This is a genomic window from Bordetella genomosp. 11 (assembly GCF_002261215.1).
Taxonomy (GTDB): Bacteria; Pseudomonadota; Gammaproteobacteria; order Burkholderiales; family Burkholderiaceae_B; genus Bordetella_C.
The window spans coordinates 1471416-1485846 of sequence record NZ_NEVS01000004.1 but is presented as its reverse complement, the minus strand read 5'-3'; the positions used below and the strand labels follow the sequence as shown (position 1 = coordinate 1485846).

General features: G+C 64.9%; 12 protein-coding genes. 2 read left to right on the top strand and 10 right to left on the bottom strand.

Annotation, left to right across the window (positions count from 1 at the left end):
• Positions 1-20: 20 nt before the first annotated feature.
• Both CAL28_RS14285 and CAL28_RS14280 read right to left on the bottom strand, forming a co-directional pair.
• Positions 21-890 carry an OmpA/MotB family protein gene (locus CAL28_RS14285; RefSeq protein ID WP_094841992.1) on the bottom strand — a complete coding sequence of 290 codons (870 nt, stop codon included), beginning with the start codon at positions 888-890 and terminating at the stop codon, positions 21-23.
• Complete coding sequence (locus CAL28_RS14280; RefSeq protein ID WP_094841991.1) at positions 887-1795, bottom strand: motility protein A; 909 nt, start codon at positions 1793-1795, stop codon at positions 887-889. The genes CAL28_RS14285 and CAL28_RS14280 overlap by 4 nt, the downstream gene beginning before the upstream one ends.
• A gap of 485 nt (positions 1796-2280) precedes the next feature.
• Between CAL28_RS14280 and CAL28_RS14275 the strand changes: the two genes are divergently transcribed.
• On the top strand, positions 2281-2964 hold the full coding sequence (locus CAL28_RS14275) for a hypothetical protein (RefSeq protein WP_094841990.1): 684 nt from the start codon (positions 2281-2283) through the stop codon (positions 2962-2964).
• Between the two features lie 28 nt (positions 2965-2992).
• A complete protein-coding gene (locus CAL28_RS14270) occupies positions 2993-3580 on the top strand; it encodes a hypothetical protein (RefSeq protein ID WP_094841989.1) in 588 nt (195 codons plus the stop codon).
• 9 nt (positions 3581-3589) lie between these two features.
• Here the strand turns inward: CAL28_RS14270 and CAL28_RS14265 are convergent, their stop codons facing one another.
• The 8 genes from CAL28_RS14265 to CAL28_RS14230 all read right to left on the bottom strand — a co-directional run bounded on the left by CAL28_RS14265 (position 3590) and on the right by CAL28_RS14230 (position 14320).
• Complete coding sequence (locus tag CAL28_RS14265) at positions 3590-4567, bottom strand: 2-hydroxyacid dehydrogenase (RefSeq protein WP_094841988.1); 978 nt, start codon at positions 4565-4567, stop codon at positions 3590-3592.
• The gene (locus tag CAL28_RS14260) at positions 4564-6465 is read right to left on the bottom strand and encodes a TRAP transporter large permease (protein ID WP_094844620.1); all 1902 of its coding nucleotides are present in this window, start codon (positions 6463-6465) and stop codon (positions 4564-4566) included. The genes CAL28_RS14265 and CAL28_RS14260 overlap by 4 nt, the downstream gene beginning before the upstream one ends.
• Before the next feature lie 35 nt (positions 6466-6500).
• On the bottom strand, positions 6501-7511 hold the full coding sequence (locus CAL28_RS14255) for a TRAP transporter substrate-binding protein (RefSeq protein ID WP_217906573.1): 1011 nt from the start codon (positions 7509-7511) through the stop codon (positions 6501-6503).
• A gap of 77 nt (positions 7512-7588) precedes the next feature.
• The gene (locus CAL28_RS14250) at positions 7589-8659 is read right to left on the bottom strand and encodes a maleylacetate reductase (protein ID WP_094841986.1); all 1071 of its coding nucleotides are present in this window, start codon (positions 8657-8659) and stop codon (positions 7589-7591) included.
• 35 nt (positions 8660-8694) lie between these two features.
• Positions 8695-9909, bottom strand: coding sequence for an enolase C-terminal domain-like protein (locus tag CAL28_RS14245; RefSeq protein WP_217906572.1), 1215 nt, complete (start codon positions 9907-9909; stop codon positions 8695-8697).
• A 1013-nt stretch (positions 9910-10922) separates the two neighbouring features.
• The gene (locus CAL28_RS14240) at positions 10923-11813 is read right to left on the bottom strand and encodes a LysR family transcriptional regulator (protein ID WP_094841985.1); all 891 of its coding nucleotides are present in this window, start codon (positions 11811-11813) and stop codon (positions 10923-10925) included.
• A gap of 48 nt (positions 11814-11861) precedes the next feature.
• Positions 11862-13301: an MBOAT family O-acyltransferase gene (locus CAL28_RS14235; protein WP_094841984.1), complete on the bottom strand. Its 1440-nt coding sequence runs from the start codon at positions 13299-13301 to the stop codon at positions 11862-11864.
• The gene (locus tag CAL28_RS14230) at positions 13301-14320 is read right to left on the bottom strand and encodes a hypothetical protein (protein WP_094841983.1); all 1020 of its coding nucleotides are present in this window, start codon (positions 14318-14320) and stop codon (positions 13301-13303) included. The genes CAL28_RS14235 and CAL28_RS14230 overlap by 1 nt, the downstream gene beginning before the upstream one ends.
• Positions 14321-14431 lie beyond the last annotated feature (111 nt).

The following is a 14431-nucleotide window of genomic DNA, read 5'->3' as shown; positions in this document are numbered from 1 at the left end:
GCTGCCGCCGGCTGCAACGGCTAGTTCTTTTCCGGCACGATGCGCATGATCAGTTCCACGCGCCGGTTGGCCGCCCTGCCCGCCGCGGTGTCGTTGCTTTCCAGCGGCTTGGTGTCCGCGTAGCCGACGGCGCGCAGGCGCTGCGGGTCGACCCCGTCATGCACCAGTTCGCGCAGCACCGAGGTCGCGCGGCTGCTCGACAGGTCCCAGTTGGACGCGAACTGCCGCGTCAGGATCGGGACGTTATCGCTGTGCCCCTCTACCGACACGGGGAATTTGCTGCGGTTGATCACGTCGGCCAGTTTCTTGATCAGCGGCACGCCTTCCTTGCTGATGGTGGCCTGGCCGGAGGTGAACAGCAGCTCGTTGCTGATGCGGAAGCTGATCGTCTGGCGGTTGACCTGCACGTCGACCGATTTGCCCAGGTCGGCCAGTCCCAGTTCGGCCGCCGTCGGCATTTTGACCGGCGCGGCCGGCTTTTCCAGCGGTTCGGTGGGCGCCGTCACGGTGGGTTCGGGCGGCGGGGGCTCCGGCAGGCGCGACCATTCCTCGGGGATTTTCGGCAGATCGGCCGCCCACGGTTCGACCGGGCCCGGCGGCAGCTTGGCCAGGCTGACCCCGGAAGCGACCTCAGGCGGCTTCGCCCCGGGGCCGGAGCCGATGCGCGTCAGCGCCAGCATGACCACGAACAGCGCCAACAGCAGCGTGATCAGGTCCAGGTAGGTCATCAGCCAGTTATCCGGTTCCTTGTCCAGGGTTTCCGGCACGTGCCAGCGCTCGTAGCGATTGCGGCGCAGGGTCTTGCTGCGCGCACGCTGTTGGCGCTCTTCCTCGGCCTTGCGCTGTATGGCGACGTCTATCCAGGACGCCCGCGAAGGAGTCGAACTCATGGCCGCGGCGAGCTCGTCCGGTTGCGCAGGGAGGCGGCATCGCCCAATCCCTGGCCGGCCAGGCTGGGCGCGGCACGCGAGGCCGCCGCTGGCGCGGGTGCGGCCTTGGGCGCCTTGCCCTTCTTGCGAGGCGGCTGCTCGCGGATTTCATCCTCGAAGCTCTCCATGAAGGAATTGAGCGTCTCGCGCACCATCGCCGGGCCGCGGCGCTCGCACATCATCGAGATGCCCTGCAGCACCATGTTCATCAGCACCAGCCGTTGCTCGGTACGGCGCTCCAGCTTGATGGCGATGGGCTTGCAGACCAGGTTGGCCAGCAGGATGCCGTAGAACGTGGCGATCAGGGCGATGCCCATTTGCTTGCCGATGACGTCCATGCCTTGCGAACCCAGCACGGTCATCAGGTTGACCAGCCCGATCAGCGTGGCCAGCATGCCGAAGGCCGGCGCGAAGCTGGCCATGGTGCGGAACATCTGGGCCTCGGCCTGCTCGCGGGCGCGCATGCGGGCGATGCGCCATTGCAGCAACTCGACGATCTGCTCTTCCGGCGTGTTGTCGATGATCAACTGGACGCCCGTGCGCAGAAAGGGATTGGTGACTTTCTGCAGTTCGCGTTCGACGTTGTGGACGTTGGCGCTGGCCCAGCTATGCGCCAGCGCGACCAGCTCGTCGATGTCGCGCTGGGTGTCCAGTTTTTCGTTGCGGAATACGCGCCGCAACAAGGGCACGATGCGGCGGACCTCGGTCATCGGATAGCCGATGAAGACCGCCGCCGCCGTCCCGCCCAGCACGATCCCCAAGCCGGGAAGGTTGACGAAGGCAATGGCGTCCGGCGACGAGGAAAAGATGGCGGTCGCCAGGGTCGCGATGGCGACGGCGATACCGATCAGGGTTGAAGCGTTCATTGTGGGGCCCAGGGAAGCCAGCCGGTCCAGGCCATCGGGCCTGCCGGATCCCGCACAGCTGACGGGACGGGATCCATTCTAGTGAGTGGACCGCGCGGGTAACGGTCGTAAAAAGGGGCGAAAAACCCCCGAAACCTGGCGGTTGAGGCCCGCCCAGGCGCGGATACGGGCCGTGGGGTTGGGCGATGGTGGCCAGGCGATGCCGCCACGGCGTGCCGGCCACGGCCGGGATTCCCGCGCCGGCGATGCAGGCCGCAAGTATGCGAAGGCCTATTCAGGCACGCCGAAATTCCTATTAAATATCATATTAATCAATATGTTATTTAAGATATATAAAGTAAAATCTTGGGTTCGGGCACGCGTAAGAATACGAATCGCGCGAACGGCGGCGGCCTCGGCCAATACCACCGGTAGCACTAGATTACGCCCGCGGGCGGGTCGGAAGAATCAGAATAAATCACCACTCTCCGCTCAAGGATGAAGCAATGGCTCAGCCTGATATCGATTCTCAGGTGGCAAGCGACGCACCCCTGCCCAAGGGCCTGACCCTGCAGAGCCTGGCACTGGCTGCCCCGAAAGGGCAAACCGCGTATAGCAACTCGATGGGTTATTACACCGGGTATGACGTCGGCGCCGACTTTCTCAGGCTGCCGAACACCTATTTTGAAAACCAGAATCAAGGTCTCTGGTGCTGGATCGCCGTCGCGTCCACGCTGGGTAACTTTTATGCCCAGGGATACCGGTATTCCCAGGCCTATCTGTACAACCGCATCATGAATACCTCGTGCAATGTGGCGCCTGGCACCGCCGCCCCTTATAGCACCTGCAATATGCCGGGCGACGCGACGGTCTCCATGATCAATGTAGGCATCTATTCCCAAACGGCGATCGACAGTCCCGGCCTGACCCCACTGCTGGGAGAGCTATACGAAGGCAGGCCATTCGTCGTCGTCCTGGAGATGCAGGTGCGGCCATCGGGAGACTGGTACCTGCACTGCGTCGTTATAGACGCTGCCTTTGTCCTTAACGGTTATAGCTACTGGAATGTTTGCGATCCTATCGAAGGGGTGAACCTCGTCCGGGTGAGCGTTTTTCCGCAAGGTTATCCGGGACGATGGGGAAACAGCGCGTGGTATCTGACCATGTTTTCCAAGCAGCCTGCATCGTGATGGCACCAACGTCCCGAAGGATTTTTCGATGAACTTCGTCTTTCCCATGCCCCCCGCCGGGGCGGCTGAATGCGTTACTACGTTCATTCAGAACGCTCTGGACGTACAGGTGTTCGAGCGGCTTCCCCGGCTCTTTCACGTCGATCTGGCCCTGGCCCGCATTTCACCTGCATTCCGGACCTATCGCCTGGATAAGGAAGTGTTGCAAGGCACCGAGACGGTCAGTGAAGCCCGGTTCATTGCCTGGCAGTATCTGCTTTTTTCGGCGAATTCGCCCATCACCGATCTGGGCGTGCTCGAAGAGGACGGGAAACTGGTCGTCTCTCATATGAGAGGCGATAGCACACTGGCCCAATCCGCGGTACAGGCGATGCGCCTGGCGGAAGCCGACGAAACGACGGACTCACAAGTGTATGAATTCAGGATGCTGCGCGTCCCATGCGTTCGTTTCGTCGGCGCATGGCTGCATCGCGAGGACGACGACATCGTGATTCCCATCGGACACACCTCGACACCCGGCCTTGCGGTCCACAAGTTCTATAGCGGCAAGGAGACGCTGGACTTATTGAAGGCCGAGCATGCCGCCGTCCTGCCGGCGGCTTTCGCTCATTCTTAACCGCGCCGCTCACCGTCCGGGTGGACGGACTACGTTGGACAACGCTTCGCCCCGGGCCAGTCTATCGATATTCGCCGCGATCAAGCCATATCGGCGCCACGGCAGGTCCACGGTCCAGGCCGAGGTATGCGGGGTGGCGATGACATTGGGCAGATCGAGGAAAGGCAAGGACGCCGGTTCGACGTCATCGTCGGCGCCCTTGGGATAGCGGTACCAGACGTCGAGGATGGCGCCGGCAATCACCTTGTCGCGCAACGCTTCGTACAGGTCCCGTTCGCGGGCGATTTCGGCGCGCGATACGTTGATCAATACGGCGTCGCGGCGCATGCGCGCCAGCGTGCCTGCGTGGAACATGCCGCGCGTATCTTCGGTCAAGGGACAGCAGATGACGACGAACTCCGCCGCCGGCAACGCCTCGCCCAGCTCGTGGGGCGCAAACACCCTGTCCACCAGGCCGGCGGGCGGCTGCGCGTAGCCGTCCACCGCCAGTACCCGCATACCGAAGGCGCGCGCCCGTGTCGCGATGGCGCGGCCGATGCGGCCCAGGCCGATCAGCAGCAGCGTCTTGCCGTAAAGTTCCGCGTGGGGCGGCCGGCTTCGGTACAGGTCGGACCAGCTGCGCGGTGTGAAGCGCGCGGCCAGGTCGCGCAGGCGGATCTGCCACTCCAGCATGGCCAGCGTCACGTATTCGGCGATCGGTATTTCGTGCTCGAACACATTGCAGACCGTCGCGCCGGGCGGCACGCTGGACATGTCGATGCCATCCAGGCCGGCGCCGGGCACATGCAACAGGCGGAAGGCAGGCGTGGCGCCCGGTGGCCGGCTGAAGCGCAGGGACACCACCACGTCATGCGGGCCGATTCGGCCATCGTGATCCGCCGCATGCGCGGCCTCGCGTGGCAGCGGCACGATGGCAGCGCCACACGTCAGGCGCGAAGCCAGTTTTTCGGCGTGCGTGGCGGCCTCGCCGACCAGGAATATATTCACTGCAGGAACCCCGTGGAAATCCATGGCACGGCGGCGATCACCAGCACGCCGATGAAAAGCGCCAGCATGTAGCCCGCGATGGCCCGCATCCCGGCATCGGGCGACGCCCGTCCGATGGCGGACGCCACGTAGTAGCCGACGCCGAACGGCGGCGCGAACAGCCCTATTCCCATGGAAAGGATGACGACCATCGCGTAATGCACCTCGTTGACGCCCGCCTGCTGGGCAATGGGAAATAGCAGCGGCCCGAAGAGGACGATGGCCGGCACGCCCTCCAGCACGCTGCCCAGCACGACGAAAAGCGCGATCGAGACGGCGAGAAAGCCCAGTTTTCCGCCGGGCAGTCCCGTCATCAGCGCGGCCAGGTCGGTGGAAAAGCCCGATCGCGTCAGGCACCACGCCATCGCGGTAGCCGTACCGATGATCAACAGGATAGCGCCGGACAACGCCGCGGTTTCCACCAATATGGGAACCAGCCGCGACCAGTCGCAGCCACGTTGCACGAGCAAAGCGATGAGCAGCGCATAGACGATGCCGATGGTGGAAACCTCCGTGGCCGTCGCCACGCCGTCGACCACCGCGAAGCGGATCAGGAACGGCAGCACCAGGGCCGGCAAGGCCGCCTGCAGCGACCGCAGGACGGCTGGACCGCCAGGCCAGGCCGCGCCGGCCAGGTCTTCCTTGCGATACCGCCGCCATACCACCAAGCACAGGGCGACCGCCAGCAAGGCGCCCGGCAGCAGGCCGCCGGTGAACAGCGCGGCGATGGACACGCCCGTCACGGAGCCGATGGTGATCAGCACGATACTCGGCGGGATGGTTTCGGTCTGTGCCGCGGTGGCGGCCAGCAATGCGACCAGGTCGCCCTCCTTGGCGCCACGTTTCTTCATTTCGGGAAACAGCGCGGGCGCGACGGCCGCCATGTCGGCGGCCTTGGCGCCGGATATGCCGGAAACCAGATACATCGCGCCTATCAGTACGTAAGCCAGCCCGCCCCGCTTGTGCCCGATCAGATTGGCAAGAAAACCCACCATGCGCCGGGCCATGCCCGTCATTTCGATCAGCAGCCCCAGGAAAATGAACAGCGGCACGGCCAGCAGGACCAGATGCGACATGCCTTCGTCCATGCGGCCGACCATGGTGACCAGCGGAACCCGCGTAGTCAGTGCAAGATAACCGAAGGTGGCCAGCCCGAATGCGAAGGCGATCGGCACGCCGGCAAATACCGTCAGGACCACCACGCCGAGGAAGAAAATCAGCAGGTTCAGTTTGCCCAGATCCGCGAATAGCGGCTGCCCCGTGCGGAATGCCAGCGCGATAAGCGCGACCGTGGCCAGCGCGGCCAGCGCCACCCGGCGGTTGGCGGCATGCGCCAGCCGCAAGGCGCTCGCCGCGAACATCAGGGCGACGCCCACCGGTAGCGCGGCAGCGCGCCAGCTTCCGGATAGCTCCAGCGCCGGCGTGGTGAAAGCCCCCTGCTTCCCGGCGAAATGAATGGCCGGCAGCAGAACCAGCACCAGGAACAACAGCGCCGCGCCGGCGGCCACCGCATCCAGATAGGCGCGGGTTTGCGGCCCGCATTTCGAAACCAGCGCGGTCATGCGCATGTGTTCGCCACGGTGCACGGCCACGGCCGCGCCCAGCGCCGATAGCCACAGGAACAGGATGGACGATGCCTCGTCGGTCCAGGTGATCGGCATATGCAAGGCGTAGCGCGCGACGATGCCGGTGAACAGGATGACGACTTCCGCAACGACCAGCAAGGCCGCCGGATATTCGACCAGCCAGCGCCACGCGCCGTCGGCCAGCGCCAGCGTCGCGCTGCGCCGCGGCACCGGGCCCGTGGCGGCATGCGCGGGCTTGGACGCATCGACACGCACGTCCGCATGCGTGCCCATGCGCGCCTTGGTCCGTGCGGCCCAGGGCGCGGTGCTCATGACAGCTTCCCGACCGCGGATTCCAACACCGCCCACGCCTGCGCGCCGAACTTGGACTGCCAGTCGGTATAGAAGCCGGCCTTGCGCAAGGCGTCGCGGAACGGCGCCGGATCGGCGTGGTTGACCTTCAGGCCGCGCTGCGCCAGGCTGGCGCCCAGCGAGTCGTTCAACTGGGCGATGTCGGCGCGCTGCTGCGGCGCGAGGTCGTTGAAGCCTTTGCTGACGATGGCCTGCAGGTCCGGCGGCAGTCCCTCCCATGCATCCCCGTTGATGACGATCCACGACCCATCCCAGATATGGTTGGTCAGGGAGCAGTATTTCTGCACCTCGTAGAACTTGGCGGTATCGGTAACCACCAGCGGGTTCTCCTGCCCTTCCACCACGCCGGTCTGCAAAGCGGTATAGACCTCGGCCAGATTGATGCTGGTGGGCGCCGCGCCCAGGGCCTTGAACAGCGAGATATACAAGGGACTGACCGGTACCCGGATCTTCAGGTTGGCAAGATCCTGGGGCTGCGCGATCGGGCGGCTGCTGGTGGTGATTTCGCGAAAACCGTTGTCCCAGATGCGGTCGACGGCATGCAGGCCCTTCTTGGCGAAGGCATCGCGCACGAAGGCGCCCAGCTTGCCGTCCATGGCGCTCCAGACCGACGGGTAGTCCGCGAAGATGAATCCCAGGCCGCTGATGGCGGCATGCGGCACCAGCGTGGACATGATGATGCCGCCCGTGGTGAACATCTCGATGCCGCCCGAATAGACCTGCGACAGCAGATCGTTGTCGCCGCCCAGTTGGCTGTTGGGGAACACGTTGATGTCCACCTGCCCCTTGCTTTGCTGCTTGATCCACGCGGCCGCTTCCACGGCGCGCTTGTGAATGGGATGGCTCGGCGGAAAGCCATGGCCGAACTTCCAGGAGAACGCCGCGGCGGCACGCGCCGCGGGCAAGGCGGCGCCCAGCGCGACGGCGCCTGCGGCCTGGATCAAATGTCTGCGGGTAATGTTCATCATGTCTCCAATACTGCGGCCATATCGGCTTCTATTAGGTGCTCCCGGGGTTCCGGGGCGTCAGGCTCGCCGCCGCGCCATCAGGCGGGACGTTCGCCGTCCCAGGCGGCATCCAGTATGCGCCGCACCGCCTCGACGGTGACCGGGCCGGGGTTGTAGCCCTCGTCGGTCTCCACGGTGATGCGGGCGGCGGTATCCAGCGCGGCGCGGTCCAGCCCGCTATCGGCCAGGCCCATCCGGATATCCAGCGAGCGTGCCAGGTCATGCAGGCCCGCGCCCAGGCTGGGCGCCCCGATGGCATCGGCAACGCGCCGCAGCAGCAGCGCGGCATAGGCGTTGTTGTAGTCCGCGACATAGGGCAGGACCAGCGTGTGCGACAGGCCATGGGCGATGTTGAAGCTGCCGCCCAGGACATGCGCCAGGCCGTGCTGCAGCGCGAAACCGCCGGTCAGGGCGACACCGCCCAGGTACGCGCCATACAGCAGTTCGGCGCGCGCCTGGACGTCGCCCGGCCGGGCAATGACACGAGGGGCCGCGCCTGCGATGACGCGCGCGCCTTCCACCGCCGCCAGTACCGTGACGGGGTCGACGGTGGGCACGTAGACGGCGTCGACGCAGTGCGCCAGCGCATTCATGGCACTGGCGGCACTGACGTCGGCCGGCAGGCCCAACGTGAGCAGTGGATCGTAGATCACGGTCGACGCCAGCATATTCAGGCTGGTGTGCATGCGCTTGACACCGTCGATGGTGATGCCGCAGAAGCCGGTCACCTCCGATCCCGAATAGGTCGTGGGGATGGCCACGATAGGCAGCGCGAGCTCCAGGGAAATGCCCTTGCCCAGGCCCACGGCTGCCCCACCGCCGACGCTGACGATGCAGTCGGCGCCCGCGTCGCGGGCGGCCTGCCTGCCACGGCGCGCCAGCTCGATCGGCACCTGCGAAATGGCTTCGGGCCACAGGCCGGCACAGCGATCGCCCAGCAAGGCCGCGACGCGCTCGCCCAGTCCGCTGCGACCGGGAGTGGTCACGACCAGCGCGCGCCGGGCATCCAGCCGCGCGACTTCGTCGGCGACGTTTTCGACGCCGCCTTCGGCGAAGACCACGCGGGAGGGAGTGGCGTTGTAGACGCCGCCAGGAGTTGCGAATTTCATGCTCTGTCCAGTTTTACGAGGATTCGGGGCGCTGCCTACCACTCCACGATGGTGCCGTCGTCCAGCACGGCGCCCGTGGCGTGCATGACCTCCTGCCTGAAGGGATGCTTGGCCGCTTCCGCTTCGTCGATCTCCACGCCCAGGCCCGGCGCGGTCGGTACCTCCCAGTAGCTGCCGACCCGCTTGAGCGGGGTGCGCACGACATCGTCGTACCAGGGGACGGCGCCGCTCATTTCCTCCTGGATCAGGAAGTTGGGCGTGGAGACGTCGTAATGCAGCGCCGCCACCCCGGCGATCGGGCCGTTCGGGTTGTGCGGCGCGATGCCGATCAGCTCCGCTTCGGCGACGGCGGCGATACGTTTGCCTTCGAGCAGGCCGCCGGTGTGGTTCAGGTCCGGCTGGGCCACGTGCACGGCCTTGCCGGTCAGTACGGGCATGAATTCGTTCAGGCCGACCAGGCGTTCGCCAGAGGCGATGGGACACGGGGCCCGTAGCGCGATTTCACGCAGCGCCGCGGTGTCGCCAGGCTGCACGGGTTCCTCGCAGAACATGGGTCGGTACGGGGCGAGTTCCTGGATAAACCCAAGGGACGCGGCGATGGAGCCGGGACGTCCATGGAAGTCGACCATAATGTCGACGCCGTCGCCTACGGCGTTGCGCACGGTTTCCATCAGTTTGCCGACGTGCTTTTGCGCGGCGATGGAAGATACGTGATTTCCATAGGGAATGAATACGACTTTGAGGGCGTCGTAGCCTTTCTCGACGACCTGCAGGGCACTATCGCGCAGTTTGCCGTGGTCGAAGGTTTCGTAGACGGATTTCATGTCGCCCAGGCCGAGGTGGGTGTAAAGCCGCACTTTGTCGCGCACGCGGCCACCGAGGAGGCGCCAGACAGGTACATTGAGGCTTTTGGCGTAGATGTCCCATAGGGCATGCTCGATGCCGCTGATGGCGGTGACGCCGATGATGCCAAGCTTGTAGTAGCTATGCTTGTGCATGGCGCGCAGGCATTGTTCGATGTCGCGCGGATCGCGGCCGATCAAGAGGGGTTCGAGGTCTTCGACCGTGCCGGTGACGGCGCGGGTTTTCCAGTTCAAACTGGCTTCGCCCCAGCCGTAGAGGCCGTCCTGGTCGGTCTGGACCTTGACGAAGATCCAGTTGCGCATTTCGGCGTTGACGACGATGGTGCGCACGCTGACGATTTTGATGGGCGGCCCGGATTCGGGCGCGGCGGCCTGCAAGGGCGTCATCGCTTATGTCTCCTGCGTTATGGGTGTAATGCTGGAGACGATAGGATTTGACGTCGAAAAGCTCCAATTCTTTTTTTGACTCTACTGAGTAGTTTTTCTTATCAGTGGGTGGTGGCTTGGGATGCGTGCCGGGGGTGGGGTTTGTTGTTGGGCCTCTTTGCTGCTGGCCTTTTTTTCTTGAGCCGTCCGGCGGGGGTGGTGCGTGCCGGCGCCGGCCCGATCGGGCGGTCCGGGGCCGCCGCCCCGGACTGCGACATCGCTCGTCTCGTTCGGCGGCCGTTCACTGCAAGTTTTCTTCCGGATGGCACCCGCGGCACGCCTGCCTTCGACTTCCGCTCGTCCGCCCTCAACGGGCCGGCGCCGGCACGCACCACCCCCGCCGGACTCCGGTGTCTTACAGGCACGGTTGCTGGGGCGGATTGGGTTCTTGCGCTACGTGGGTTGGGTTTCCGACCGATGGAAGATTTTTGATGCCCGTCGCTTCGCGGCCGCCCAGCGCGGCCACGAAGCGCCTACGTGGTGGGTGGATGCCACGGGTGTTGTTTGCAGGGACTTGCTGAACCGGACTTCGCATACCACCGGCTCTACTCATGCGGCGCCCTCTCCGCACCGGGATGCCCATGGCATGCAACCGGCGCGTAGCCGATCCGGGGCCGCGCTGGGCGGCTCCGGATCGGCGGGCATCACAAGGCCTTCCATCGGTCGGAAACCCAACCCACGTAGCGCAAGAACCCCACCCGTCCCAGCGGCGGCGATTGAGAGACAGTGCAGTCCGGCGGGGGAGATGGCTGTCGGCGACGGCCCGTTGAGGGCGGACGAGCGGATGTCGAAGGCAGGCGTGCCGCGGACGCCGCTCAGAAGAAAACCTGCAGTGAACGGCCGCCGAACGAGACGAGCGATGTCGCAGTCCGGGGCGGCGGCCCCGGACCGCCCGATCGGGCCGGCGCCGACAGCCATCTCCCCCGCCGGACGGGAAAAGAACTCCCCTGGCCGGATAACATCAACCCGGAAACCTACCGCACCTGCCGCCCCACCCGCTGCGCAATCTCCAGGAACACTTTCATCGCAGGCGAAACGTCGCCGGCATCGTACGCCACGCCCAGCGAGAGATAAGGCATCACACCGGACAGCTTGCGAAACACCACGCCGGGACGCGCCAGCATCTGGTGTTCCGATGCGATAAAACCGATACCGAAATCCGCCGCGGCCATGGCGATGATGGACTGTGCCGGCGTGGTTTCCAGGATGACCTTGGGACTGAATCCCTCCCCCTGGCACAGGCTGATGATATGGTCGTACAGCTGCGGCCCGATGGTGCGGGGAAAGATGATGAATTGCTCATTGGCCAGATCCCGCAACGCCAGCCGCCTGCGCCGGGCCAGCGGGTTGCGGTCCGACAGCACGATGTTGAATGCCGTGGTCGCGATGGTCTGGCAGGACAGCGCCGCGTCTTCCAGTGGCGGATGCACCAGGCCCAGCTGTATGGTGCGGTTGCGCAATGCCTGCTCCTGTTCGGCCGTCGTCATGTCGTGCACGACCATGCCCACGTCCGGCAGGCGGCGATTGAACTCGCGTACGATTTCGGGGAACACGATGTACAGGGCCGGGGCAGTGACGCCGATCGTCAACTGGCCGATTTCGCCCTTCTCGGTGCGGCGGGCCACGTCGACCGCCACATCCATCGTGCGCAGGATCTTGCGGACCTCATCGAGAAAAACTTCGCCCGCGCGCGTCAGCGATACGTGGCGTTTGCTGCGGTACACCAATTGGACCTGAAGCTGCTCCTCCAGCGCGCGCAATTGCTGGCTGAGTGCCGGCTGGGTCATGTGGCAGCGCACCGCTGCGCGATGGAAATGCAGCTCCTCGGCCAGGGCCAGAAAGCATTCGAGGCGGCGGCGGTCCATGACGGGCTCCGTTGACGGTGCCGCGATGATAGCAATTGGACCGGCGCTTCAGAACTGGAAGTAAATGAACTCGGTCCTGCCGAACACGCCGAACAGCAGGATGTAGTACGCCAGGCCGACGCCGGCCACAGTGTTCAGCGGCCCCGTGCGGGCCAGCCTGGACAGGCGTTCCGGCCGATAAGCCAGATGGAAATCGATGGCGAACAACAGGACCAGCGACATGACCAGGGCCAGGCTCTGGAAGGCCGATAGCCCCAGCGTATTGAAGGTGCCATACGAAAAGGCCCCAAAGGTACCCAGCCGGCCGAAAATCCGCAGCGCGTCGTGCAGCGAACCGGCGCGAAAGAATATCCACCCCGCCAGTACCAGCAGCAGCGTCCAGGCCCGAGCCAGTGCCGGCGTCAGTCCGGGCAGCGCTTGAGCCAGGCGCTGTTTCAGCGGCCTATCGCGGAACCAGCGCTCCACCACCAGCCCGAGGCCATGCAACGCCCCCCAGATGACGAAGGTCCATGCCGCCCCGTGCCAGATGCCGCTGACCACGAAGACGACAACGACATTGCGCGCCGCGACCCGGTCGCCGCCCCGGCTGCCGCCCAGCGGCATATACAGGTAGTCGCGGAACCACGAGGACAGCGAGATATGCCAGCGCCGCCAGAAGTCCGTCAGGGTCGATGAAAAATACGGCTGCCTGAAGTTCACCATCAGCTCGCAATCCATGATGCGGGCGGCCCCCCGGGCGATATCCGAGTAGCCGGAGAAATCGCAGTAGATCTGCACCGCGAACAGCACCGCGGCCAACGCGTGGTATCCGCCCGTGTAAGCGTCGGGATCCCCGTACACACCCGCCACGAAGGGCGAAATGACGTCGGCGATGCACATCTTTTTGAACAGGCCGTAGCCGATCAGCCAGCCGCCGCTGACCAGGTTGTCGTAGCGAAAAAAATGCGTGCGCCGGAACTGCGGCAGCATGTGCGCGCCACGCTCGATGGGCCCGGCCACCAGCTGGGGAAAGAACGACACATACTGCGCATACGTGATGAAGTTCTTTTCCGCCGGGATGCGGCGGTTGTAGACATCCAGGGTGTAGCCGACGGACTGGAAGGTGTAGAAGGAGATCCCCACCGGCAGGATAAGCCCCAGGGCATAGGACGGAATCTCGATGCCGAAGAATCCGGTGACGCCCACGATATTCGAGATCAGGAAATCCAGGTATTTGACCGTGCCCAGGATGCCGAGATTGATGGCCAGCGCCGCGATCATGGCCAGCCGGCGGATGCTCTGGCTGCGCGCCCGCTCCATCGCGAGGGCCGTCGTGAAATCGACGACGGTGGTAAAGGCTAGCAGGATGGCGAAGGAAGGACGCCATCCCATGTAGAACAGGTAGCTTGCCGCCAGCAGCACCAGCGGCTGTCGCCGCGCCGGCACCGAGAAGTACACCGCCAGGAAGACGATGAAGAAGGCAAAGAATTCGAAGGAATTGAATAGCATCAGTGCAGCACCCCGGATTCGGCGACCAGGCGCGCCAGGTCGCGGGTATAGGACGTGGCGCCAACGGGGTTCAGGTGCACGGCGTCGGAGTAATCCCTGGGGGGATACACCCAATAGTCCGGTCCGATGATGCGCATGCCGGGATGGCCGGCAACCACCGCGTCGCGGGAGGCATCCGCCGCCGGCGCGGCCGCCTGGGCGTGTTCCCGCATATTGCCGGGAACAAGGATCACGTTAAACCCATATTGCCTGGAGAGTCGGGCCAGTTCGTCGAGCACGAAGGATTTGCCCGGTATGGCGCGCGGGATGAACTCACCGGGCCGATCCGTGGCGATGGCGTAGTCGTCGGGCAGTTCCCCGCTGGGGAAAAAGCTTTGTCCGCTGATGAAATACCACCCGCGCTGCGCCAGCATCTTGTCCCGCTCGTGCCGGCCTTCCTCGTAGCGCTGGCGAAACCGGAAATGGCTGGTGGCCACGAATACCGTCAGGTCGCGCGGCAGATCGCGGAACGGGACCAAGGTATAAAGGATGGTCTCGTCGTCGCGCAGGTGATCCAGCAGCGTCGGCTTGGGTTTGTCGTCCCACGGGATGGTCAGGAACACGTGCGTCGGCACATTGCCCGCCGCCAGCGTTGCCTGCAGGATGGGCAGGATGCGGGCGTCGCCGGGCAGGCCCAGGTTGTATGAGCGCACTCCCGTCTGGAAATGGGCGTCGAATTCCTCCGGCCGGAATCCCGCCAGGGTCTTGCTGTTGCCGAATACCAGGATGCGCCAGCGATCCCCAGAAGAGAACAGGCGGGCCTTCGCAAGCGACTGGAACTTGGCTTCCAGCACGATATCGGCGCCAGGCCGGATCAGGGGAAAAGCCAGGTAGCACCAGTCCAGCACCACCCAGACGGTCGCCGCCATAAGAAGAAACCGTGCCACCGAGCGGACGCGTACGTTCGCGGGCCTGCCGGCTGCCACGCCTGCCGTCGAACCGCCGATGGCCCGCAGGGACTCTATGTTTTCTTCTTGCATGATGCGCGCGCTTCCTCTCGCGACACCGGTCGATGCCGCCGGGCCGACGCGGCGGCCATGCCGTATCGGGATGCTGAGAGGCGGATCCAGCCAGAGTGGCTTTACATTTTG

Coding starts and splice junctions, on each gene's coding strand:
- CAL28_RS14285 (WP_094841992.1), bottom strand. CDS start 890: ATGAGTTCGACTCCTTCGCGGGCGTCCTGGATAGACGTCGCCATACAG.
- CAL28_RS14280 (WP_094841991.1), bottom strand. CDS start 1,795: ATGAACGCTTCAACCCTGATCGGTATCGCCGTCGCCATCGCGACCCTG.
- CAL28_RS14275 (WP_094841990.1), top strand. CDS start 2,281: ATGGCTCAGCCTGATATCGATTCTCAGGTGGCAAGCGACGCACCCCTG.
- CAL28_RS14270 (WP_094841989.1), top strand. CDS start 2,993: ATGAACTTCGTCTTTCCCATGCCCCCCGCCGGGGCGGCTGAATGCGTT.
- CAL28_RS14260 (WP_094844620.1), bottom strand. CDS start 6,465: ATGGGCACGCATGCGGACGTGCGTGTCGATGCGTCCAAGCCCGCGCAT.
- CAL28_RS14255 (WP_217906573.1), bottom strand. CDS start 7,511: ATGATGAACATTACCCGCAGACATTTGATCCAGGCCGCAGGCGCCGTC.
- CAL28_RS14250 (WP_094841986.1), bottom strand. CDS start 8,659: ATGAAATTCGCAACTCCTGGCGGCGTCTACAACGCCACTCCCTCCCGC.
- CAL28_RS14245 (WP_217906572.1), bottom strand. CDS start 9,909: ATGACGCCCTTGCAGGCCGCCGCGCCCGAATCCGGGCCGCCCATCAAA.
- CAL28_RS14240 (WP_094841985.1), bottom strand. CDS start 11,813: ATGGACCGCCGCCGCCTCGAATGCTTTCTGGCCCTGGCCGAGGAGCTG.
- CAL28_RS14235 (WP_094841984.1), bottom strand. CDS start 13,301: ATGCTATTCAATTCCTTCGAATTCTTTGCCTTCTTCATCGTCTTCCTG.
- CAL28_RS14230 (WP_094841983.1), bottom strand. CDS start 14,320: ATGCAAGAAGAAAACATAGAGTCCCTGCGGGCCATCGGCGGTTCGACG.